Raw genomic sequence first — 23,077 nt, forward strand, 5'->3', positions numbered from 1 at the left:
TGTTATCCGCCTGGGCTACAGGCGGATAATAATATTGCGCCGGTATAGCACCCGCGACAACCACCAGAACATCACCACATGCGCCAGCGCAAACACTAAGGACGCTAACTTTAGCGGCAACAACTGACTTAGCAGCGTAAACAGTGTCTGATACAGGTTGCTATCGCCGGCCGGGATAAGCCCCAGCGTTACCGCCCACAGCCAGGACAACACATAGATAAACAGCGGGTTGCTACCATAAGTGACCAACGGCTTAAGTAGCACACGCCGGCCTTTTATATCAGCCAGCCACAACATAAAGGCCAGCAACCACATCAGCAAACCGGTGGATAACAGCACATAACTGCCACTCCATAACGCTTTGTTTACCGGCCAGAACTGGCTGGACAGCCAGGCTAACAGCAACAATATCGCACCGGCGTTTAGCAGCCAGACCGCTCCGGCCCCGGCGCTGCGCCCGCTGAGCTGCTGCGCAGCATAATAGCCCAACAGCACTGAGACAACGGCAGGTAAAGTGCTCAGCACACCTTCAGGGTCAAAAGCGATACCAAAGCCCTGATATAAATGATTTGCGCCTAACAGCGCTAAATCGAGTTGGCGCACCAGATTATGCTGCAAACTGTAAGGTTGCGCCGAGCCCAACTGCAACAACAACCAGTACATTAGCAGCAACGCCACTGCCAGCACAGGCAGATGCTGGCGTTTAATCAGCAACACCAGCGTAGCGGCAATGCCATAACACAAGCCAATGCGCTGCAGTACGCCCGGCAGGCGCCAATCGGCAAGGTCATGCTGAAATGGAAAGGCATTCAGCGCTATGCCAATCAGTACTAACAATGCACTGCGTTTGGCAATACGGCTAAAGGTGGCTGCATCCGGCTGGCTGTGACGCAGCGCATAAAACATCGCTGCGCCAACAACAAACAAAAACGCCGGAAACACCAGATCGGCAAAAGTAAAACCATTCCAGGGCGCGTGCAATAGCGGGCTGTACACATGCTGCCAGGACCCTGGCGTGTTTACCAGGATCATCAGGGCGATTGCTAACCCGCGCAGCGCATCCAGGGCGTAAAAACGTTGCGCAGCCATTATTTCCAGCGCGTCAGCTTGTGGCCTTTGACGGCATAAAACAGAATAAACAGGTAACAGGGCAGCATCACTATGTACGCCCCCTGCTGGCCTAAACCGCTGCCGCTGGCCAGGCCCCATAACAGCGGGCCGAATGCGCCACCGGCTATACCCATAATAAGCAGTGCCGACCCTACGCTGGTCAGGCTGCCAAGGCCAGACAATGCCAGCGGCCACACCGCCGGCCAGACAATAGCATTTGCCAGGCCCAGCACCGCAATATACAGCAAAGTATCCGGCAACGCTGTACCGCCAAAAGGCACTAACAGCGTATTGGCAATGGCATAAGAGCCGGTGTCACCAAACACTATAGCCGCTGTTAATAGCAAACCTAATACGGCTGAAACCGCCAGCGCTTTTTGCTGTGACAGCACACGCGGGATCAGCACTATACCCAGAACATAACCCAACACCATGCACGCCATAGTGTAGGATGTCATCACCGTATAACGCTCTACCCCCAGCGACAAGGCAAATAAACCGATAGTGTCGCCGGCGATCACTTCAACGGCGACATAAACAAATAACGCCACCACACCCAGTGCCAGGCTGGGCCGCGCCAGTGCCGCTTTTAGCTGTCCGCTGTTGCTGGCGCTGTCTGCTTCTTTTGCCAGCTCTGGCAATGGCGAATATTTTACGGCTAACGCCAGCAGGCCTAAGAAGGCGGCCAGCCCCAAATAAGGCAGCACCAAGCCTGCTGCCATGGTATCAATTTGCTCAGCGGTCAGTGCTACATCTGATTTAGCGGCAAAGCTGCCGGCCATTAACGCTGTAAACACTATCGGCGCGACCACACCGGCGGTTTTATTTAAAATGCCCATAATGCTGATACGTACTGCCGCTGTTTCTTCCGGGCCAATTTTCACCACATAAGGGTTAACCGCGGTTTGCAGCAATGTCTGGCCGGTGCCAATCACCAGCTGCGCCAGTAAAAATAAAGCAAAGGTTTGTGTCTGCGCCGCCGGTATATACAGCAAACCGGCCAGCATCATGGTGGCCATACCCAACGCCATACCGTTTTTGTAGCCCACTTTGCGGATCAACCAGGCCGACGGCAAGGCGGTAAAGGTTACGGCGATATAAAAAGAGAAGATAATCAATGACGCTTGTAACGGCGTCAGCTGTAGCATCTGTTGCAAATAAGGCATCAGCGAGCCATTAAGCCAGGTTGCAAAGCCCAATACAAAAAATAGCATTGCGACGATAACCATCGGCATCACGCTGCTTTGTCGTTTTGCCTGTTGTGCTGCCATCTCCATATTCCTTCCCCGTTGTTTTTTATCGTGATTGTTATTTTGACTGTGTTATTGCTGTTGTCCGCCAACCCAGTTTTTCTGTACCTGCCAGTTGTCATCCAGCAACACCATATCGGCCCGATAACCCGGCGCTAACCGGCCTGACTGGCTGCAATGAAGAAATTGCGCCGGATACAACGACGCCATCCTTAAGGCTTCATCCGGCGCAACATCCAGGGTTTCAATGGCATAACGCACAGCGCCGGCCATATCTAATACCGAACCGGCCAGCCGGCCCTCAGCATCGGTAAGTTTGTTACCATGGCGTATGACTTTACCGTCGAACAAATCAAATTCCGTAGCAGCGGTACCCACCGGCGACATCGCATCAGTTACCAGCAGCAGTTTACCTTTGGGTTTAGCCGCCAGCGCCACTTTGGCGGCCAGCGGATGCATGTGATAACCGTCAAAAATAACACCACACCAGCTGTGCGGATCGGCCAGCGCCACGCCAACCATACCCGGCTCACGCGACGTTAGCGGTGACATGGCGTTGTACAAATGAGTAAAACCGGTAGCACCGGCGTCAAGCGCCGCCTGCACTGTCATGGCATCAGCGTTGGAATGCCCCAGGCAGACAATCACATTTAACGCTATCAGTTGACGTATTTGTGCAGGACTAACGTTTTCCGGTGCTACCGTAAGCAGTTTTATCCCTAAATCATTGCGGCCATATACTGCCAGCTCCGCCGCCGTAAGTTGGCGGATATGCGGCGCCGGATGTACGCCTTTTTTAGGTATAGATAAATGCGGGCCTTCAAAATGCACGCCGAGGATACCCGGCTCTTGCTCAGCGATAGCATCAGCTATGGCATCAGCGGCTTGCTGCATGACCTCGATACGGTCAGTGATAACCGTTGGCAACATGCCACAGGTACCAAAGCGACTGTGCGCCTGAAACATGGTGCGCAGCGCCTGACGATCAGGCGAGCTGTTAAACAGGGCACCACCACCGCCATTGACCTGAATATCAATAAAGCCCGGCACCAGACGGCCCGGTATAACCGCGCCCTGTGCTGGTGTGATGGCCTGAATATGGCCGTCAGCTATACTGACACTGACATTATCGAACCACTTGCTGCCGTCAAACAAACGGCTGACACTTAACTGCTGCATCTGTGAATTACCATTAAATTAGAGGGTTTTTGTCACTTTATTCAGGCCTGGCGGGGCATCCGGGTTGATTCCCCGGCTGCGCGCTACCACTTCAACATCCAGATAAAAACGCTGCAATAGCAGTAACGGCAGCACTCTGGCGTCAGCAGTGATACCACGATGGTGCAGTTGCACCACAGCCGCTCCACGCCCTTGTACATCTTCAATTTGCGCCCGGTGCGCTGCTAAACTTTCATCTTCTATCGTCACATCGACGATGGCAAACTGGTTTTTCACCAGGGTAACCGGGCCATGCAGGAATTCGGCACTGGAAAAGGCCTCAGCATGAATACCACAGACTTCTTTTAGCTTCAGCGCAATTTCCCGCGCTATGGCATAACCAAGGCCACGGCCTAACACCACCAGATGTGCCACCTGTGCCAACGCGTCGGTTGTCAGTTGGGCGGGTAAGGCAATAGCCGCCTGCAGACTTTGCGGTAACTGCAATACCGCCTGTTGCAATGCCGTATTACCTGACCAGACAGACACCAGCTGCAAGATGGCGCTTAAGGTTGCCAGATAACTCTTCGTTGCCGCGACTGCCTTTTCCGCACCGACATGCAGTGGCAGGGTGTAATGCGCGAGGGCGGCCAACGGCGATGTCGTATCATTCACCAGCGCCACCACCATGGCGCCGCTGCGTTTGGCCATCTCTACCTGCGCCAGAATATCCGGGCTGCGGCCTGATTGTGAAATCACTAACACCAGCGCATCGGTCAGTTGCAAAGACTTGTTATACACACTGGCAATAGACGGCGCAGCCGCTGCTACCGGCAAGCCAATTTCAATTTCAATTAAATATTTGGCAAAAACCCCGGCGTGATCAGATGAGCCCCGCCCGACCATATAAACAAATTTGGGTTTACGCAGGCCGATTTGTGCGACCACCTGGGCCACAGTGGCGGCATTAGCCGCCAGCTGTTCAGCAATCCGCTGTGGGGCTTCTGCGGCTTCGCGCGCCATAATACTGTTACTCATTACATTCTACCTATAGCGATGTTGCGTAAGATTGTGCCTGACTGCTTTGACGGGCAAACCAGACGGCGCCTAATTCCGGCGTTTGCAATGCCGGTGTAACCTGTTGTTGAACACTGGCCGGCAAATAAGGCATTAGCTTGTGTGCCAGGCCACCAATAAAAGATAACCGTGGTGGCTTAGTGGCCAGCAAACGCGCGGCAATAGCACCAATAAAGGCGGCCCCCTGCTCTGCCAGCCGCAGTGCTGTAGTATCACCCGCGTCTGCCGCCGTAAACACCAGAGGCGCAAACTTGGCGTAGGTGGTCGGCGTAGCATGCATAAAGTGCGACACTAACCCCATGCTGTCGCTAACGCCGAGCTCCTGCAGTAATAAGTCCGTCATCAGCGTCGGCGCAGCCAGCTGGTCCAGGCTTAGCAATACATGATGCAGCAGCTGCATACCAAACCAGGCGCCACTGCCATTATCACCATAAGGGAAGCCGTGGCCGCCCACTTCAACAATGTCGCCATTGACCGCAGCCAGGCCACAGGAGCCGGTACCGACGATGATCACGGCGCCATCCTGCCCCTGATGCGCGCCCATGCAGGCGATATGTAAATCGCTGGTCAGGTGCAGTGCTTTAAACGGGTGGCGCCAGTCACTGAACATTTGAAAATACTGCGGCACGTTGACCCCGGCCAGGCCAGCACCCACTGTCAAGCGGGCCATATCGTTAAACGCCAGCCCGGCGCAGGTCAGTGCCTGCTGCGTGGCGCTGATAATAGAGTCAGTGGCGACTTTCATGCCACGCAGCGGATTAGCCGGGCCTGATAAGCCTTCGCCAAGAATGTGCTGATCCGACGATACAATAACGGCACGGCACTTACTGCCACCGCCGTCTATCCCCAAATACAAAGGCGTATCGGCCTTCAGCATTGTATTCATCTTTCTAACCTCACCCAAATTCAGAGCAAACAACTGTTGCTGTTTGCCATGCTGCTGTTGCGTTTTGTTGTTTTATCATGCTACAACAAAAATTGACAGCGTTGTCATTTTTTAAAATCAGCATATAATAATTCTGACAAATAACAAGTGCCTTGTTTAAAAATTAAACTTAAAAGGAAGCGCGATGCGAGGTTTAATCTTAGTCCTGCTGTGCTGGTACCTACCCGTGGCCTCGGCTGATAGCTTTAGCCAATCACAACTGGCAGAGTTTGCCCGGCACAGCACAGTGCAGTTTAGTGTGCAGTCTAATCAGCTGGCTGAACCGATGCGTTTTGCTGCAGCCATTACGCTGCACAACCACTCAAACATTGCGCTGCCAGCCGGAGAACGCGACTGGCAACTGTACTTTCACCTGATCCGTCGCATCGACACAACCGAGCAGCTCGGGCTGGTAATAGAACATGTACAGGGTGACCTGCACCGCATCCGCCCTACGCCGGCCTTTCGTGGCCTGCCGCCGGCACAACAGCTGACGCTGTCTTTTAACTCAGCGCCCTGGATGATCAGTTACAGTGACTTTATGCCCAGAGCCTTTATCACGTCCGGCGCATTGCAGCCAGAAATCTTTGCCAATACCAATAGCGAAGACTTCAGCCAGTTTGTGCGGCCACTTAGCCGGCCAGAACAGCTACAGCGTAACTTTGACAGCGCACAACCTGGCGGCGGCGATCAGGTCATGACGGTTGATGCCGCCAGTCGCTATGCCCGTAATCAGGCGCTGCTGCATCATGTCCCGGCGTCGGACAGCCAGCACCGTGTCATCCCTAAACCACAGCAGGCCACGTTTACCAAAAGCCGGATTACGCTGACACCACAGTGGCAGCTGCAATATAGCGGCCGCTTAACCAATGAAGCCGAATACCTGCAGCAGCAACTTAAACGCTATGATGTTGCGCTAAATGAACGCAGCATAAGCGGCAAAGCCTCTGCGCCAGTGCTAAGCCTGGCGGTAGCGCCCGACACGGTCAGTGCCAGTGAGGGCTATCAGTTAACGATCAAAGCCGACAGCATCAGTATTGTCGCGGCTGACAATGCCGGTGTGTTTTATGGTATTCAAACCCTGCTGGCGCTGGCCCGGGCTGAAAAGGGCCAGTTAGTGCTACCAGCCGCCAGGATCAGCGATGCACCACGCGCGGCATGGCGCGGTATGCATTATGATATGGCGCGTAATTTTCATGGCAAAGACGTTACCTTGCGCCTAATCGACAATATGGCGCGCTATAAGCTGAATAAACTGCACCTGCATCTAACCGAAGATGAAGGCTGGCGACTGCAAATTCCCGGCTTACCAGAGCTGACTGAGATTGGTGCCAAACGCTGCTTTGACTTAATTGAACAGCAGTGCCTGCTAACCCAACTGGGTACAGGCCCACATGCTGATGGCAGTGGTAATGGCTATTACAGCACAGCCGATTTTGTGGAAATTTTGCAGTACGCCGCCAAACGCCATATTGAAGTGATCCCGGAGATTGACCTGCCTGGCCATGCCCGCGCCGCGGTGGTGGCTATGCAGGCCCGCTACAACCGCTTAATGGCGGCCGGCCAGCCTGATGCAGCCAGTCAGTATCTGCTGTCTGACCCGAACGACAGCTCAGCGTATTTAAGCGTACAAAACTACACTGACAACTCGGCTAATGTGTGTCTCGAATCCACTTATGCCTTTGTTGATAAAGTGCTGTATGAGCTACAACAGCTATATCGTCAGGCCGGTGTCAGCCTGCGGATCTTTCATATGGGCGGAGACGAAGTGGCAGCCGGCTCCTGGCTGGGCTCACCGGCCTGTCAGCAACTGTTTGCGCAAAGCGATAATGGCATTGCCGGCGTTGCCGATTTAAAACCGTACTTTGTCAGCCGGGTAGCAAGCTTAACCGCCCAGCGCGGCCTGGCGCTGGCAGGCTGGGAAGATGGCTTAATGTACGACAAAGAAAATACCTTTAACCGTAGTCAGTTTGCTAATACACGGGTTATCGCCAATGCCTGGGACAATATCTGGGAATGGGGCGTCGCCGACCGCGCTTACCGGTTGGCGAATAACGGCTATCAGGTAGTGCTGTCACCCGGTACCCATTTGTATTTTGATCACCCGCACGAGGCTCATCCGCAAGAGCGGGGTTACTACTGGGCAACCCGTTTTAGCAGCATTGATAAAGTGTTTGGTTTTATGCCGGATAATTTCTACGCCAATGCCGACACCACCCGCAGCGGCGCCGCCATTACTGACTTGGAAAAGCTGGTTGGCCGTGAATTGCCGGCGTTACAACAACCGCAGAATATTCTCGGTATTCAGGGCCAGGTCTGGAGCGAAACAATACGCACTGCAGCGCAACTGGAGCAAATGATTTACCCGCGTTTACTGGCATTGGCCGAACGGGCCTGGCATAAAGCAGACTGGGAACAGAGCAATAATAGTCAGCAGCGACTGGCAGACTGGCAACAATTCGCCGCACGGCTGGCAAACATAGAACTCAGCCGACTGGCGGCGCTTGGCAGCGATTTTTATCTGCCACCGCCGGGCGTACAGTCTAGCCAGCAGGGCATACAGGCGAATACGGCATTACCGGGTTTAGCGCTGGAATACAGCCTGGATCAGGGCAACAGCTGGCAGCCGTATCAGGGCAAACTGGTGACTAAAAATAGTCCGGTGTGGTTTCGTAGCCGGCAGCAGCAGCGGTTTAGTGCTGTGGTTAAAGTAGCAGTGCAGTAAAGTAAAACGGGCAACGGCTAGTCGCCGTCGCCCGTAACAAACAGATTAACTGGCTTCAGCGACGCGCTTAACCAGCTTCTGGGTATGTTGTAGTGACATCAATTGTGCATAAATGGCGGTTAAATAGCCGCTCTTACGCAGTTCCAGGAAGGTTTCATCGCTCAGCTCATTCAGCTTCTTCTCATCGATCAGGAAGATACCGTTAATACGACGCTCCTGGCCTTTGATATTCAGCGTCAAGGTTTGCTCTTTAATCAGCTCCAGGCTGTTGAGTTTTTCAACAAAATTACGGGTTACTACACCCATATCGATATACTCGGCCATTTGCTGCTTACGGTGAGTTAAAAACTCGCTTTCGCTGCCATCTTCATTAAACAGCGGGTGGCCGTCGGCCTGGCTAACACGCTCTGACGCTTCGTCCACTGCCACCATTAACCGCTCGCCTTCAGACGACGTGTCTTTTACCAGCACCAGCGGATAATTGCGCACCGCACGCGGTACATACAGCGCCTGCCACTCATTGCCCTGCATAAACAGGTTCTGTTTTACTTCCAAGCCCAGCATCGCCACCGGCTGAAAGGTGTCGTTGGCTTTAACAAACACGATAGGGAATTCTGCGCCTGCGACCACAAACTCATGCACCACTACCGGCAGCAAATGTTCGCCACTGATATGCGAGAAGGCGTTAGTATTATTAATTTTGGTTGCACTATGTTGTTCTTTGTTTAGCGCCACAATTTTTGGTGTTGAAGTCATAAACTGCTCTTTATTCTGTTCATGGATTTGAGAAGTGCTGATGGCAAAGATGTTATTTTAATTGCTACTCCAGAGGCCACCAGCAGTGCGGCCTTATCATGCGCTAAGTTGGCATTGGGATCAACAGCCAGAAGAGGCTAAAACATGCAGCCAAGGCTAATCAGTTCTAAGACATCAGCTTTTTTTGCATACGTTTGCCATTGGTGAAAAGTAGCATGGCAGGGTATAACATCATCGCGATGTTTAACTGGCTATTTGTATTCGATGCAGCAAAATCTTAAGCAATATCTGTGGCTGTGGCTACTCTGGCTGGCGGGGTTTTACGCGCTCTGGTTATATCTGGTTATCGGTTTGGGTTACTGGCCAGAGGCCAAAGCCCACTGGCCCATTGCCGTGGCCATGGCGATAGGCAGCTATGCCGCTGGCTCCACGCCAATGGGCGGCGGCACTGTCGGTTTTCCGGTGCTGGTGTTGCTGTTTGAGTTACCGGCTACCCTGGGCCGCGATTTCAGCTTTGCCGTGCAAGCTATCGGCATGACCAGCGCCAGCATATTTATTCTGGCCCGCCGTCAGCCCATCGCCGGGGCCATGCTTAAAGGTGCCATGCTCGGCAGTTTAATCGGCACCCCGCTGGGGATCTGGTTTATAGCGCCCTATATCCCTGGCTTGTGGATAAAATTAGTTTTCGCCGTGGTATGGGCCAGCTTCGGCTTATTGCATCTGTATCGGCTAAGTGAAATTGCTGGCCATACCGGTATGACCGAATTTAACGAGAAATGGGATTTTAAAGTCGGCTGTTGGATTGGCTTACTGTCCGGCGCAGCGGTGGCTTCGGTAACCGGCGTTGGTATAGACATGGTGCTATACACCGCCCTGGTGCTGCTGTGCCGTACTGACTTAAAAATCGCTATTCCTACTTCCGTTATCATTATGGCTTTTACCTCGGTACTCGGCGTCATCGTTAAAAGCCTGACGACCGGCATGCAAGCCGGCGTATTTGAAAACTGGCTGGCTGCAGCGCCCGTTGTCGCCTTGGGCGCGCCGCTGGGGGTATTTATCGTCGCCCTGGTAGGCCGCAAGCCAACCTTGTTAGTGGTGGCGTTGTTATGTGTGTTGCAGTTTGTCTGGACTATGCACTCAGAGCGTGCCAGTTTAGGCCTCAGCGGCATGCTGCTATCGACAGTCGCCGTGGCTATTTGCTTGCTTGGCTTTGAGCACCTAAGACGCTGGGGCGCAAAGCTGGTGGGCTACCGTAGTGCTAAAGCCGCAGTTGAGCGCCACGTCGAAAACAACACCGCCGCAGTATCAACGCAGACCGGCGGCTGAAATAAAGCCGCCGCTGCCAAACTCTCATCATGCCCGCCACACCCGCTAACTTCCCCGCACGCCAAATTATCAACCAGCAATTGACGGCGCTGTTTCAGCGCTGCTTTGCTATTGCCTGGCGTAAAAACGTTGTTTAATCTGCAGCAGCAATTGACGATGTGATGGCAATTGCTGACAAAGCGCCTTACGAACCTCATCTATCTGCTCCACCCGCTGCAGCGCCCAGTGTAAATAATCCGGCAGTAAATAAGGGCTTTGCGTTGGATATTGCATGCCGTATAGCACATAAAGGTAATTTTCGACATCGAACACATCAAATTTCGAGAAAAAGTCGGTGCTTTGCGGAACCTTGTAACACCAACGTTGCAACAAGGCCGTTAGCTGTGGGGAAACCGTATCCGGCTGTCGCATAGCACACCAGAAAGCGCTGTCCTGCCGGTCTGACAACACATAATGTAATTTAATAAAGTCGATTACTCTAAGCCAGCTGTATTCCAACCGCTGATTAAACTGAGCAGCTAAAGTAGCAAGCTCTGTATGACAAGAAGGTAAGGACGCCGCCAGCAAACGGGCACTGTAGTCGGTCATTAAAATAGACGTTGCTTCCAATGGTTCAACAAAGCCCTGAGCCAAACCGAGGGCCACACAGTTATGCTTCCAGCTCTGCTGACGGAACCCTACCGGCATTGGAATATCACGTAACTGTACAGTGTCATCATCTGGTTGGCCAAGGTAATGCAGTAGTTTGCGCCTGGCTGTCGTGCCATCCATAAACTTCGACGCATACACTAACCCCACACCTCTGCGATGAGGCAAAGCAATATCCCAAATCCAGCCGGCTTGGTGCGCTGTGGCATAGGTGGAACATGGCAAAGGCTGGGCCTTATCAGTGGGCACCTGCACTGTCAGCGCCCTGTCTATCATTAATTCAGCGGATTTGTCGATAAAAGGCACTTGCAACGCTTTACCCAGCAGTAACGAAGAAAACCCCGAGCAATCAACGTAGAAATCATATGTCAGTCGCTGACCGTTAGCAGTAAGCAGCGCCGCTATACTCCCATCCGCTGACAAACTGACTTCACTAATACGATGTTGTTGATACTGTATGCCAAAGTGCTTTTGTGCATGCTCACTAAGCAACTGAGCAAATTTACGCGCATCCAGATGGTAAGCGTAGGTTGCATCGCCTTCATAAGGATGATGCTGCAGAGATTTCGGCGCCAGCATCGCCTGGCACAAACCTGCCTGCACGGACACGGTATCAGCGAAACTGCGGCCCTGTCCACTGTGCAGCCAGTATGGCGTCAGGTCTTGCTTAAACGGATAAGGGAAGTCGAACAAATGATGATAGCTGTTATTGGCACCATGCTTGTGTTTATCCAGCCAGTTTACAAACTGAATAGATTGCTTAAAGCTGACATCACAGCGCACGATAAACTCATCTTCGTCAATACCAAACGACTGTAACGTTTGCCGCATCATAGGTACTGTGCCTTCGCCTACGCCAATGGTCGGTATGTCCGGTGATTCAATCACGGTGATACTGTAGTTAGGGTTCCCCTGTACTGCTTTACCAATATGATTTGCTGCCAGCCAGCCGGCGGTACCACCGCCAACAATCACAATATGCTGTATGTTTTTATTCATGGCTTTACCCTGAAAAAAAGCCCGGTTAATACCGGGCTCTTTACTATAACGTCAGCCGCTATCAGAAGCGATACTGCACACCCAGAGAGTAGCGTGACTCTCCCTCGTAAGCGTATGCCGGGTAGCCATCTGATGTACGCCAGAATGTTGGCTGGGCAGTACGGTCACGCCCAACCTGTACACTATCTTCCTGCAACAAATTGGTTACGTCGGCAACCAGCGTCAGGTTGTCATTAATAGCATAGGTGAAGCTAAGGTCCAGACTGCCAAACGGCTGATGTTCGCGATTACCATAGAACCCGGTCTCCCGGATCATATACTCCGAACGCCAGGTATAAGCCGCGCGGGCTGAAAACACCTCATTTTCATAGTAACCCACCATGTTGATGGTATGTTTAGAGGAGTCTGAAAACTCCGGGTTTCTATCGTCATAGTTACTGCGATCTGCCTTAGCATCAGACAAGGTATAGTTCACTATGGTACCAAAACCATTATCAAAACCATGCTGCCACTGGAACTCGATACCCTGGATCTTACCATTGCTGCCATTGGTAGTTGATTGCAACAGCCAGTTATCTTCGCCGGTATCCGGGCTTACAATGCCAATTGACTGATTAGGGGTATTAGCTGCTGTGGTAAAGCTACTAATATCCTTCCAAAACAAGGTCGACGCAAATAAGCTACTGGGGCTGTAATACCATTCCAAACCTAAATCAATCTGGTTTGCTTTAAATGGCTTTAATGCCGGGTTACCTTTATTTACCGCTTCGTTGCCAGGAATATTATCACTTTCACCTGCCAGGGCTGCATTGCTAAACATGTCGTTATAATTTGGTCGTGCAATAACAGTCGCTGCAGAAAAGCGCAGTACTAAGTCATCTTCCAAATCATAGGCGATATTTAAACTGGGCAGAAAATGGCTGTAGCTGCCACTTTCAGTAACAATGTCAGTACTATAACCATTGTTCAGCGCATTAACAGGATCAACAAAGCCAGGCTCAGGTCGGAATGCATCAGATGATGCTTCAGTGCGAACATAACGCAGACCAAAGTTACCTCTGAAACCTTCACCATCAAAATTTGCCATCGCATACAGCGCAATATTGTCCTCAGTCACTGTGGCATAACCAGAGCGCGTCTGCACCCACGAGTCAATAAAGCTGTTAGTGTATGCAATCATTTCTGCTGCATTGGGCGCAGGCACAACAAAGTGGTCCAAGCCCGCGGTGAGGGTACCTGAGGCAAAGCGGCTACCATCAACCAGAGCCGCCTGCGCAGCACCGTCAAAACCGGGCATTACCGGGCGATACTGATCTTGAATAATGTCATGTTTAGCATAACGGGCACCCGTTTTAACCGAGCGGATTACGCCAAAGTCGGTATCAAATTCTACATCTAATTGGGCGTATTTTTCTTTGTCTTCACGCGGTTGCTGCACTACCTGCCCTGGTGCCTGCAACCCTTCCCAACCGGCGTATTCACCGGCATTGGGCAACGGAAAATCATGCGGCTCAAGATAAAATTTCACCGTCTCGCCACTAGCATCAATAGTACCAACAGCACCACCAACCCCGCTTAGGTAACCAAAGTTGGTTTCAAAATTAGTGCCGCCTGTTGCTTTAGATTGGCCAAGTTGCAGATCCAGCTTGAAGCCATCGCCCTCATAGCGCAAGTCTGCTGACAGATGATCCGTTTTCATCGTTGCATTACGTGGCCTTACATCCCAGAAGGCATCCTGACCGTCTTCTGCAGCGGTAGAGCAAATTAAAGGCACACCCTGGCCGTTGGTCAGTGAACAATTGTCTAAATTCTGCGGGATCCAAACCGCCGTATTCACACTGTCAGCCCCCAGCTCTAAACTCATAAAGTTTACACCGAGCACTAAAGCGTCACTGGGAGCAAACTGCGCAGCAATATCATAAGAGGTACGTTCACGCTCCTGCCGGAAATGCGTTGGTGCAATGCGCCCCCCCCATGACGGCAAAGATTCATCGCCACGTCGCTCAAGACTGTAATCAGATTTGGCAATAGCCGCCAGAATACCAAAAGATTCATTCGCATTTTTCCAACTTACTAAGCCGGATAACGAAGCATCAGTATCATCTGCTGCACTTGATTTAGTGCCCTTTACAGAACCAAACACCGTTAGCGGGTCTAAATCCAGTGGCTTGCGGGTATTAACCACAACAGTGCCACCAATACCGCCCTCGAGTAAATCGGCTTGAGATGATTTATACACATCAATGCCGCCAATTAATTCAGGTGCCAACATCGAGTAATTAAAAGTACGATCAATAGCCTGCTGAGAATACCAACCGGCTGATGCCACATTCTGTCCATTCAACGTGGTCAGGGTCAGTTGGTTCGAAGCACCACGGATAGATACCGCGTCACCTTCACCAAATTGCCGGGACACCGTCACCCCCGGCACACGGCCCAACGCTTCTGCCACATTATTGTCCGGAAACTTACCAATGTCTTCTGCCGTTACCACGTCAACGGTGGCTTCATTGAAACGTTTGGTGTTCATACTGGCGACCTGCGAGGCTTTAATCCCCCGCACCTGAATCACTTCTACCTGCTGTTCTTTTGCAATTTCATCGGCAGCGAAAGCAGGCATACTTAATGCGGTGCTTCCCACTAACAAACTCAGCTTAACTGCTAAGGCACATTTATTTATTTTATTGTGCTGCATATTACTCTCCCGTTCCTGTTCTCTCATTTTGTTGTCTTATTTCCCGGACACTTAATGACAACGCTGTCATTGAAATTGAACATACACAAAAATATTTCGCTTTGCAAACCGAATTCGACGAAATTTTAAACGAAAATTGTAACAAGCACACCAAAGCCGCCAATGAACAGACCGGCTAGCGCTTTGCTTTGCACCAGTTGTTCACTTCCTTTGATTAACTTTTAAAGTGTTATATTTCATAATGATAGAAGCAAAAACCTGCGCAGGACATGACAAAGTTGTATAAATAGCGTTTAATTTGCGCAATTAGTCATTGCCGAGACGGCAAAAAACAGGTATCCATTAGTTTAAAACACGCTAATAAATGACTAGCGCTGTCATCATTATATTGAATTATTCAGTAACGGCTTGCCATGCCTTGCCGTTGCAAGCGATTTTAGGGGGCGGATTGACGCCATGAAAGTGACCATCAATGATGTTGCCCGCCATGCCGGGGTATCCATTAAAACCGTGTCCAGGGTGATGAACAATGAACCCTCGGTGCGCAAAGACACGGTAGACAAGGTGCAGGCTGCTATGGCGGCGTTGCAGTATCAACCCAACGCGGCGGCACGCAACCTGGCCAGCAGCCGCTCCTTTAGTATTGGTTATATTTACGACAACCCTAATGCTTACTATGTTATTGATATGCAACGGGGCTTACTGGATGCCTGCCGTAAACACGGCTACGAGCTGATTATTCACCCGACTAACGCCAAATCACCGGATATTGTGCAGGAAGTGTTAGATTTGGTGCAGCAATCCAGGCTGGCTGGTCTGGTGCTGACACCGCCGTTTTCAGAGATGCCGCATATCGCCGCGGCACTGGAACAAATAGGTGTGCCTTTTGTACGGATTATTTCCGGCTCTACCCCTTCACCTAAATTAAGCAATTGCGTATTGATCGACGACTTTACCGCCGCCTTTAAAATTACCAACCATTTACTGGAACTGGGCCACAGCGACATTGCGTTTTTATGTGGTGATGAAGAGCACAGCTCCAGCGGAGAGCGTCTGGCTGGTTATCAGGCCGCGTTGGCCAAGCGCGGTATTGCGGCTAATCCTAAGTTTATTGTGCCGGGCAGTTACTCGTTTGAGTCAGGTGTGCAGGGCGCGAAAAAGTTGCTGGAGCTAAGCAAAAAGCCAACCGCTATTTTTGCCTGTAACGATGAAATTGCCGCCGGCGCCTTGTTCAGCGCGCGCCTGATGCATATTGCCATTCCGCAACAACTGGCGATTGCCGGTTTTGAAAACAGTCCGTTTTCGCGCCAAACCTGGCCCCCCCTGACCACAGCGCACCAGCCTAACGTCACCATAGCGCAGCAGGCAGCCGAGTTATTATTCCGTCATACCAAGCCCAACGCCAGCAAAAACCTGTCAGACAAGCAGCCGGTATTTATTCCGGAATTGGTGGTACGAGAGTCCACCGCTGTCAGTAGCTAATAAAAAACCGCAGATAACTGCGGTTTTTTATTCGTCTTTACACCTTAGCCTGCAAACTGGTAGTAGGTAGGAGCGCCAGGGCCGACCGGCAAGCCAAACACAAACACCCATAAATAAAACAGCGTTACCCAGCCGACAAAAAATACCAAGGTGTAAGGCAACATGGTCGCAATCAGGGTGCCTATGCCTAAATCTTTTTTATAGCGCGCCGCAACCGCCAGTATTAAACCAAAGTAGCTCATCATTGGCGTAATAAGGTTCGTTACCGAATCGCCAATGCGGTACGCCGCCTGAATCACCTCAGGCGAGTAACCCACTATCATCAGCATAGGGACAAAAATAGGTGCGAAAATAGCCCACTGTGCTGACGCCGAGCCCAGCGATAAATTGACCAACGCACACATAGCAATAAAAAACACAAACAACATAGGCCCGGTTAAACCAATATCCTGCAGCAGCGTAGCGCCTTTTACCGCCAGAATAGAGCCTAAATTTGACCAGCCAAAAAAGGCGACAAACTGCGCGGCAAAAAACACCAGCACGATATATAACCCCATAGAGCTGATGCTTTTCGACATGGCATTGATCACATCGCGGTCGGTTTTCATGCTACCGACGATGCGGCCATAAACAAAACCCGGTATGGCAAAGCTGATAAAAATAAATACCACTATGCCTTTTAAAAACGGTGAGCCTTCTATCAGGCCGGTTTGCGGATGGCGCAGCGGCCCCCACTGTGGCACCACACTCAGCGCCAGCAACAGCGCTATGGCCACAAAAGCCACACCCGCCCAGCGCAGGCCGCGTTTTTCATGCGTTGTCAGATTATCCAGTTGCTGCTTACCCAGATCAATGCTGGCTTCATTAACATCGTATTTGCCCAGCTTAGGCTCAACAATTTTTTCGGTAACAAAGGCCCCCAGGCCAGCAATAACAAAGGTGCTGACAATCATAAAAAACCAGTTGGCATCGGGGCTGACGCTGTAGTTAGGGTCAATCAGATTGGCGGCAGATTGGGTGAAACCTGCCAGCAAAGGGTCGACAGTGCCAATCAATAAGTTGGCGCTGTAACCGCCGGAGACACCGGCGAAGGCCGCCGCTAAGCCAGCCAGCGGATGACGGCCAAGCGAGTGAAAGATCACCGCAGCCATGGGGATCAGTACCACATAACCCAGCTCTGACGCTGTATTTGACACAATACCGGCAAACACTATGGTCACCGTTACCATACGTTTAGAGGCGCCCATCACTAACCCGCGCATGGCGGCGGAAATCAGCCCCGAGTGCTCAGCAATACTGACACCTAACAACGCCACCAACACCACGCCCAGCGGTGGAAAGCTGGTGAAATTGGTCACCAGATTAGACACTATGCGCTGCAAACCCTCGACACTGACCAGGTTGACCACCCGGATCACGCCATCGGCGGCGCGGCCCGCTGTACCTTCAGGTCGTGGGTCCAGCGCACTGACATCAAAGTAGGCAGCAATACCGCTGCCCAGCACCACTGCCAGTGCAAAGCAGGCAAATAAGGTAACCGGGTGCGGTAGTAAATTACCGAGAAATTCTACGGTATCGAGAAAACGGGTAAAGCCGCTGCGTTTTTCGCGGTTTACCACGGATGTATTGTCAGGCGCTGACATGGAAAATCCTCTGTAAAATCTTGGTTGTTTGCCACACCAGCCTTGTGCTTAGTGATAATTAGCCGTTATGCCCTGCTTTTAGGAAAAACAGGCTTAAAGCGCTGAAACACTACTATTTTTACTAATTAAACTGGCATTTATGACAAAGTTATTTTGTTATACCCGACAAAATGTATCACAAGCGACAGGCAGTACAAAACATTCCGCGTCATTTTGCCATGTTTGGCCGTTTAGCCACCTTTAACCAGCATTTAGTCACCAGGTCCGCCATTAAACCAGCGGCATAGCCCGCCAGCGACATAGCACTGACATAGCACTAAAGTACCGTTGCTGCGTTGTGGCACACCTTCTAGCATGACAACAACTAAGCTTATACGGAGTAAACCCTATGCAGGTTCTTATTACCGGCGCTACCGGCGGCATTGGCTTTGCCATCGCCACACAGTTCGCTCAAGCCGGCCATCAGGTTATCCTGGCCGATTTACAACAAAACGCCATTGATAACAAGGTGGCCGAATTAACTTCGCAGGGCTTCACAGCTGAAGGTCTGCAGCTGGATGTAACCGATGCGGCGGCGGTTGATGCGTTAAGTGCACAGTACCAGATTGATGTTTTAGTGAATAATGCCGGCATTCAACATGTGGCACGGCTGGAAGATTTTCCGCCGCAGAAATGGCAGCAGCTTATCGATGTTATGCTCACCGGCCCGGCCATGCTTAGCCGCGCGGTATTGCCGGGTATGCGCTCACGCAACTTCGGCCGTATTATCAATATTGGCTCTATCCATGCGTTGGTGGCTTCGCCGTTTAAATCAGCCTATGTTGCCGCCAAGCACGGCTTGCTCGGCTTTAGTAAAGTCGTGGCGCTGGAAAACGCTGACAAAAACATCACCATTAACACCATCTGCCCGGCCTATGTTAAAACGCCGCTGGTAGAGCAGCAAATTGCCGCTCAGGCTAAAGAGCACAACCTGAGCGAGCAGCAGGTTATTGAGCAAATAATGCTGGCACCGATGCCGCAAAAAGCCTTTATCGGTATTGATGAAATTGCCGCTACCACAGCATTTTTATGCAGCCCGGCGGCCCGGCATATTACCGCACAAACTCTGGTGCTGGACGGCGGCTGGACAGCACGCTAGCCCGCTGGTTAAAACTCAGGCACAATCAAAGGCTGTGGTTATTTTATGATAGCGCCCGAGCAGATGATCCTAAACGGCAGCAGTATTGGCCTTGGTAGCATAGCAGCACTGTCGCTGCTGTATTTGCTGATCCTGTTCAGCGTTGGCCACTTTGGCAAACGCATTAACAGCAAGCACCCGTTAGCCCCCTGGGTGTTTAGTTTTGCCTTGTCCATTTACTGCACGTCCTGGGCGTTTTACGGTGTTACCGCGCAGGCGGCGGTCAATGGCTGGTGGATGCCGCCAACCTATATCGGCTCGTTTTTACTATTCTGGTTTGGCTTTAAACTGATTGCCCGCATAGCCATTGCCTGTCGCCGTTACCGCATTACCTCTATCGCCGACTTTATCGCCACCCGCTTTGGCCACTCGCGCAGCCTGGCGGTGATCACAACACTGATTTTGCTGATGTCGGTTATTCCCTATATCGCGCTGCAACTGCATGCGGTAGCCACCAGTATCAATACCCTGGTGGCCAGCGCGCCCGGGGAATCCTGGTATAGCGATACCGGCCTTTATGTCAGTTTATGGATGGCGGTGTTCGCCCTACTGTTTGTCAGTAAAAGTGCTAAGGCGCACCAACCCAACCCCGGCCTGATGACGGCCATCGCCTTTGAATCGCTGGTCAAGCTGCTGTCGCTGCTGGCCATTGGTGCCTTTGTGTTTTGGGGTATGTACGATGGTATCGGCCAGATTTTCAGCCTGGCGGCAACCAGCCCGGCGGTGGCAGAGTTACAACAGCAGGCACTGCCAGCGCACACTTACTGGTTACACGTATTGCTGGGCTTTGCCGCTACCCTGTGTTTGCCACGGCAGTTTCATGTCACCTTTGTAGAAAACCAGCATTTGGGCCATTTACGCAGCGCGCGCTGGATTTTTCCGTTGTACCTGCTGCTAATGGGTATGTTTACCCTGCCGCTGGCACTGGCGGGCGTAATGCTGCTGGGCAGTGACGCCAACATTGATTTAGTCGTGCTGCAACTGCCGCTGGCGGCGCAGCGCACCGATATCGCCCTGCTTGCCTATTTAGGCGGCTTTTCAGCTGCCACCAGCATGGTGGTGGTGGCTACAGTCGTGCTGGGCATTATGATCACCAACGAGTTACTGGCGCCTTTGGTGTATCGCAGTGCCACCGGCCAAACCGACAGCAGCAAACACATTAAGGTTGCGACACTGCGCCGTATTGCCATGTTAACCGTGATGGCACTGGGATATGTGTATTACCGCTGGATAGGCACCGAAACCGGTTTGGCGCAGCTGGGCCTGATGGCCTTTGCGCTGGTCGCCCAACTGGCGCCGGTGCTGATCTTAGGCTTGCTCAGCCGCAATATAAACCGTCAGGGGGCTATCGCCGGGTTATGTGGTGGCGCTTTGGCCTGGGCCTATATTATCTTGCTGCCGGAGCTAAGCCGCGCCGGTTTAATCGGTAACCGCTGGCTCAGCGAGGGCCCTTTTGGCTGGCAGTGGTTAGCCCCACAGCAGCTGTTTGGTTTAAACGCCGACGTTATCAGTATCGGTGTGCTGGTTAGCCTGAGCCTGAACTGTTTACTGGTGCTGCTGGTTAGCCGCTTTAGTGTCACCCGGGTCGGCGAATGGCTGGAAAGCGGCCGCTTTTTGCGTACTCAACTGACCACACCGCCGTCACGGCCACTGAATTTATCGGTGCAGGACTGCTACTTGCTGGTAAAACGTTTTGCCGGCGAAAAGGAAGCGCAGCGCTTGTTACAGCGCAATTTAAAACAGCCCAACGAGATGCAACAACTGGCACCGGCGAATTTACTGCAGGCAGCAGAGCGCAGCCTGGCAGCGGTAGTAGGCGGTGCGTCTATGCGCCTGATCATGGATGCCAGTGGCCGCCACGCTGCCCTGCCGCTGGAGTCTGTTGCGCGTTTTGTTGACGAAGCCAGCCAGGTTTTCCAGTTTAATCAGGCGCTGCTGCGCTCAACCATCGACAATATCAGCCAGGGTATCAGTGTTGTCGATGCTGACTTGCGGCTGATTGCCTGGAACCAGCGCTATATCGACATGTTTCACTACCCGCCGGGGCTGGTGGAAGTAGGCAGGCCGGTTGCCGACGTGATCCGCTTTAACCTGCAGCGCGGCCTGATTGACAGCGATGATATAAATGCTGAAATTCAAAAACGCTTAAGTTTTTTAAAGCAAGGCAGTGCCTATAAATTTCAACGCCGCCAGCAGGATGGCCGGGTGCTGGAAATGCAAGGTAACCCACTGCCCGGCGGCGGCTTTGTTACCACCTATAGCGATGTCAGTGCCTTTATCGACACCCAGCAACAATTAGAGCAACGGGTCGCAGAGCGCACCGCAGCACTGCAACAGTTAAACGCTCAGCTGCAACAAGCCCAGCACCAACTGGAACTCAGTGCGCAGGCAAAAACGCGCTTTTTTGCCGCCGCCAGCCATGACTTAATGCAGCCCTTTAATGCCTCGGCGCTGTTTGCCAGCTTATTGCGTGATAAACAAACCGAGCCTGAACTAAAACAACTCAGCCAAAACCTGATCAGCTCGCTTAACTCAGCAGAAGAGCTGCTGGCGGCCATATTAGAGCTGACCAAGCTTGACTCCGGCGTGATCAATGCCAACCCGCAACCGGTCAGCCTGCACAGCCTGCTGGATGATGTTGCCCGCGATGCGGCGATTTTGGCGCGGGAAAAAGGGCTGAATTTACGCTATCGCCGCTCAGCGCTGGCCGTGCTGACTGACCGCAAACTGCTCAAACGGGTGGTACAAAATTTGTTGGCCAATGCGGTACGCTACACCAACAGTGGCCACATACTGTTGGGGGTAAAGCGCCGCGGTAGCCAACTGCAGATCTGTGTGCTGGATAGCGGTATCGCACAGCACGATCAACAGCGCATTTTTGATGAATTTCAACAAGGTACACAGCAAAACCAGAAAGGCTTAGGCTTAGGGCTGGCTATCGCTAAACGTATCAGCACTATTCTCGGCCATCGCCTGGCGGTGCAGTCAGCGCCCGCTAAAGGCAGCTGCTTTAGCGTTACTGTGCCGTTAACTACCTTGCCAAGCCTGCCGCAATCCCCGGTCAGCGCGCAGCAGCTTAGCGCCAGTTTTGCCGGCAAAACGGTGCTGCTGCTCGATAACGAGCCACAACTGCGCACTGCGGTCGCCGAGTTGCTGCGCAGTTGGCAGGTCAGCGTGGTCGCCGTAGGCTTACCCGCTGAAGCCTTACAAGCACTGCAGCAGGGGCTTAAACCCGATTTACTGTTATTTGACTATCATCTGGATAACGGCGCGACCGGCATCGACGTAGCACAACAACTGGCAGCTCACTTTGCTGTGCAGACGCCGGTTATTATTCATTCGGCCGATCATAATGAACACATCCGTGAGGCTGCGCTCAGTGCCGGCTACTATTTTTTGCTGAAGCCGTTAAAGGCAGTGGCGCTGAAAAAACTGTTTCAGCGCCTGCTGCGTTAACCCGGCACGCTGCTTAACGCTGGCTGTTGAAACGGCGGCTTAGCGGTAACAACGCCGCCAGAACCAGCAACCACAGCGTTGACGGTGCCGGAACGTCGGCAGCGCACTGCCCCTGCCCGACACCAATACAGGCGCCACGGGCTGATAAGTCCAGACTCTGCCCATCCCGGCCGACAACATTAAGTTCAAAATCGGGATCAGTGCCAAAATTAAGCAGGCTAACGCCATCGGTCAACGCCAGAAAGCTGACCGACAACAAGCGTACCGGTTCGGCTTGCCGCAACGCCAGCTCAGCATCGTCCAGGAAAGACACCATAAAGCTGCTGATTTCACCGCCGCTAATCGTCGCGTCATAAAACGCATCGAATAGCGGATCATCGGCAAAATTCGCCAGGTCAAAAAACACATCGGTTGCCTGTAAGATACTGTCATCAAACAACAATAACAGATCCCAGCCCGACACCACTTCGCCCGCCAACCCAGACACAAAAATATCCACCGACAGGGTATCGGCCACCGCCACTTGTTGCTGTACCGGTGAGATATAAATCAGGGCGGCTCTGGCCGGCGCTGTCACAAGTAGCAGTGCCAACATCACCGGAAGCAAAAACTTACTCATAATAGTATCCTTCTATTTATGTTACACATCA

Annotated in this window: 15 protein-coding genes; 5 read left to right on the plus strand and 10 right to left on the minus strand. The window is 52.2% G+C overall.

The window, feature by feature from the left end; translation table 11 throughout:
* Positions 1–15: 15 nt before the first annotated feature.
* Genes EYB30_RS12015 through nagK form a run of 5 tightly spaced genes read right to left on the minus strand, consistent with a single transcriptional unit; the run spans position 16 to position 5,481 of the window.
* Positions 16–1,089 (minus strand): acyltransferase family protein, encoded by a 1,074-nt coding sequence (locus EYB30_RS12015; protein WP_166839146.1) that lies wholly within the window; start codon positions 1,087–1,089, stop codon positions 16–18.
* On the minus strand, positions 1,089–2,381 hold the full coding sequence (gene nagP, locus EYB30_RS12020) for an N-acetylglucosamine MFS transporter NagP (protein WP_166839147.1): 1,293 nt from the start codon (positions 2,379–2,381) through the stop codon (positions 1,089–1,091). Before nagP ends, EYB30_RS12015 begins: the two co-directional genes overlap by 1 nt.
* 51 nt (positions 2,382–2,432) lie before the next feature.
* A complete protein-coding gene (gene nagA / locus EYB30_RS12025) occupies positions 2,433–3,539 on the minus strand; it encodes an N-acetylglucosamine-6-phosphate deacetylase (RefSeq protein WP_166839148.1) in 1,107 nt (368 codons plus the stop codon).
* An 18-nt stretch (positions 3,540–3,557) separates the two neighbouring features.
* Positions 3,558–4,556 carry a glucosamine-6-phosphate deaminase NagB-II gene (gene nagB-II / locus EYB30_RS12030; protein WP_166839149.1) on the minus strand — a complete coding sequence of 333 codons (999 nt, stop codon included), beginning with the start codon at positions 4,554–4,556 and terminating at the stop codon, positions 3,558–3,560.
* 10 nt (positions 4,557–4,566) lie between these two features.
* Positions 4,567–5,481 carry an N-acetylglucosamine kinase gene (nagK, locus tag EYB30_RS12035; RefSeq protein ID WP_166839150.1) on the minus strand — a complete coding sequence of 305 codons (915 nt, stop codon included), beginning with the start codon at positions 5,479–5,481 and terminating at the stop codon, positions 4,567–4,569.
* Positions 5,482–5,665: 184 nt separating this feature from the next.
* Between nagK and EYB30_RS12040 the strand changes: the two genes are divergently transcribed.
* Entirely contained in the window at positions 5,666–8,245 is a 2,580-nt protein-coding gene (locus EYB30_RS12040; RefSeq protein ID WP_166839151.1) for a family 20 glycosylhydrolase, read from the plus strand.
* Between the two features lie 45 nt (positions 8,246–8,290).
* On the opposite strand, the gene EYB30_RS12045 is transcribed toward EYB30_RS12040, so the two are convergent.
* A complete protein-coding gene (locus EYB30_RS12045) occupies positions 8,291–9,001 on the minus strand; it encodes a SapC family protein (RefSeq protein WP_166839152.1) in 711 nt (236 codons plus the stop codon).
* Between the two features lie 264 nt (positions 9,002–9,265).
* Here EYB30_RS12045 and EYB30_RS12050 point away from each other — a divergent pair, with 264 nt between their 5' ends.
* Positions 9,266–10,327, plus strand: a complete 1,062-nt coding sequence (locus EYB30_RS12050; protein WP_166839153.1) for a sulfite exporter TauE/SafE family protein — start codon at positions 9,266–9,268, stop codon at positions 10,325–10,327.
* Between the two features lie 108 nt (positions 10,328–10,435).
* On the opposite strand, the gene EYB30_RS12055 is transcribed toward EYB30_RS12050, so the two are convergent.
* On the minus strand, positions 10,436–11,974 hold the full coding sequence (locus EYB30_RS12055) for a tryptophan halogenase family protein (RefSeq protein WP_166839154.1): 1,539 nt from the start codon (positions 11,972–11,974) through the stop codon (positions 10,436–10,438).
* Between the two features lie 61 nt (positions 11,975–12,035).
* Positions 12,036–14,594: a TonB-dependent receptor gene (locus EYB30_RS12060; protein ID WP_206674630.1), complete on the minus strand. Its 2,559-nt coding sequence runs from the start codon at positions 14,592–14,594 to the stop codon at positions 12,036–12,038.
* A gap of 531 nt (positions 14,595–15,125) precedes the next feature.
* Here EYB30_RS12060 and EYB30_RS12065 point away from each other — a divergent pair.
* Positions 15,126–16,151, plus strand: a complete 1,026-nt coding sequence (locus EYB30_RS12065; RefSeq protein WP_166839156.1) for a LacI family DNA-binding transcriptional regulator — start codon at positions 15,126–15,128, stop codon at positions 16,149–16,151.
* A gap of 44 nt (positions 16,152–16,195) precedes the next feature.
* Here the strand turns inward: EYB30_RS12065 and EYB30_RS12070 are convergent, their stop codons facing one another.
* Complete coding sequence (locus EYB30_RS12070) at positions 16,196–17,794, minus strand: AbgT family transporter (protein WP_166839157.1); 1,599 nt, start codon at positions 17,792–17,794, stop codon at positions 16,196–16,198.
* 388 nt (positions 17,795–18,182) lie between these two features.
* Between EYB30_RS12070 and EYB30_RS12075 the strand changes: the two genes are divergently transcribed.
* Complete coding sequence (locus EYB30_RS12075) at positions 18,183–18,932, plus strand: 3-hydroxybutyrate dehydrogenase (RefSeq protein WP_166839158.1); 750 nt, start codon at positions 18,183–18,185, stop codon at positions 18,930–18,932.
* Positions 18,933–18,977: 45 nt separating this feature from the next.
* Positions 18,978–22,427 (plus strand): hybrid sensor histidine kinase/response regulator, encoded by a 3,450-nt coding sequence (locus EYB30_RS12080; RefSeq protein WP_166839159.1) that lies wholly within the window; start codon positions 18,978–18,980, stop codon positions 22,425–22,427.
* 13 nt (positions 22,428–22,440) lie between these two features.
* Here EYB30_RS12080 and EYB30_RS12085 read toward each other — a convergent pair whose 3' ends face one another.
* Entirely contained in the window at positions 22,441–23,046 is a 606-nt protein-coding gene (locus EYB30_RS12085) for a hypothetical protein (protein ID WP_166839160.1), read from the minus strand.
* Between the last annotated feature and the right edge of the window lie 31 nt (positions 23,047–23,077).

This window comes from Rheinheimera pleomorphica, from assembly GCF_011634895.1.
In the GTDB taxonomy this organism is placed as follows: Bacteria; Pseudomonadota; Gammaproteobacteria; order Enterobacterales; family Alteromonadaceae; genus Alishewanella; species Alishewanella pleomorphica.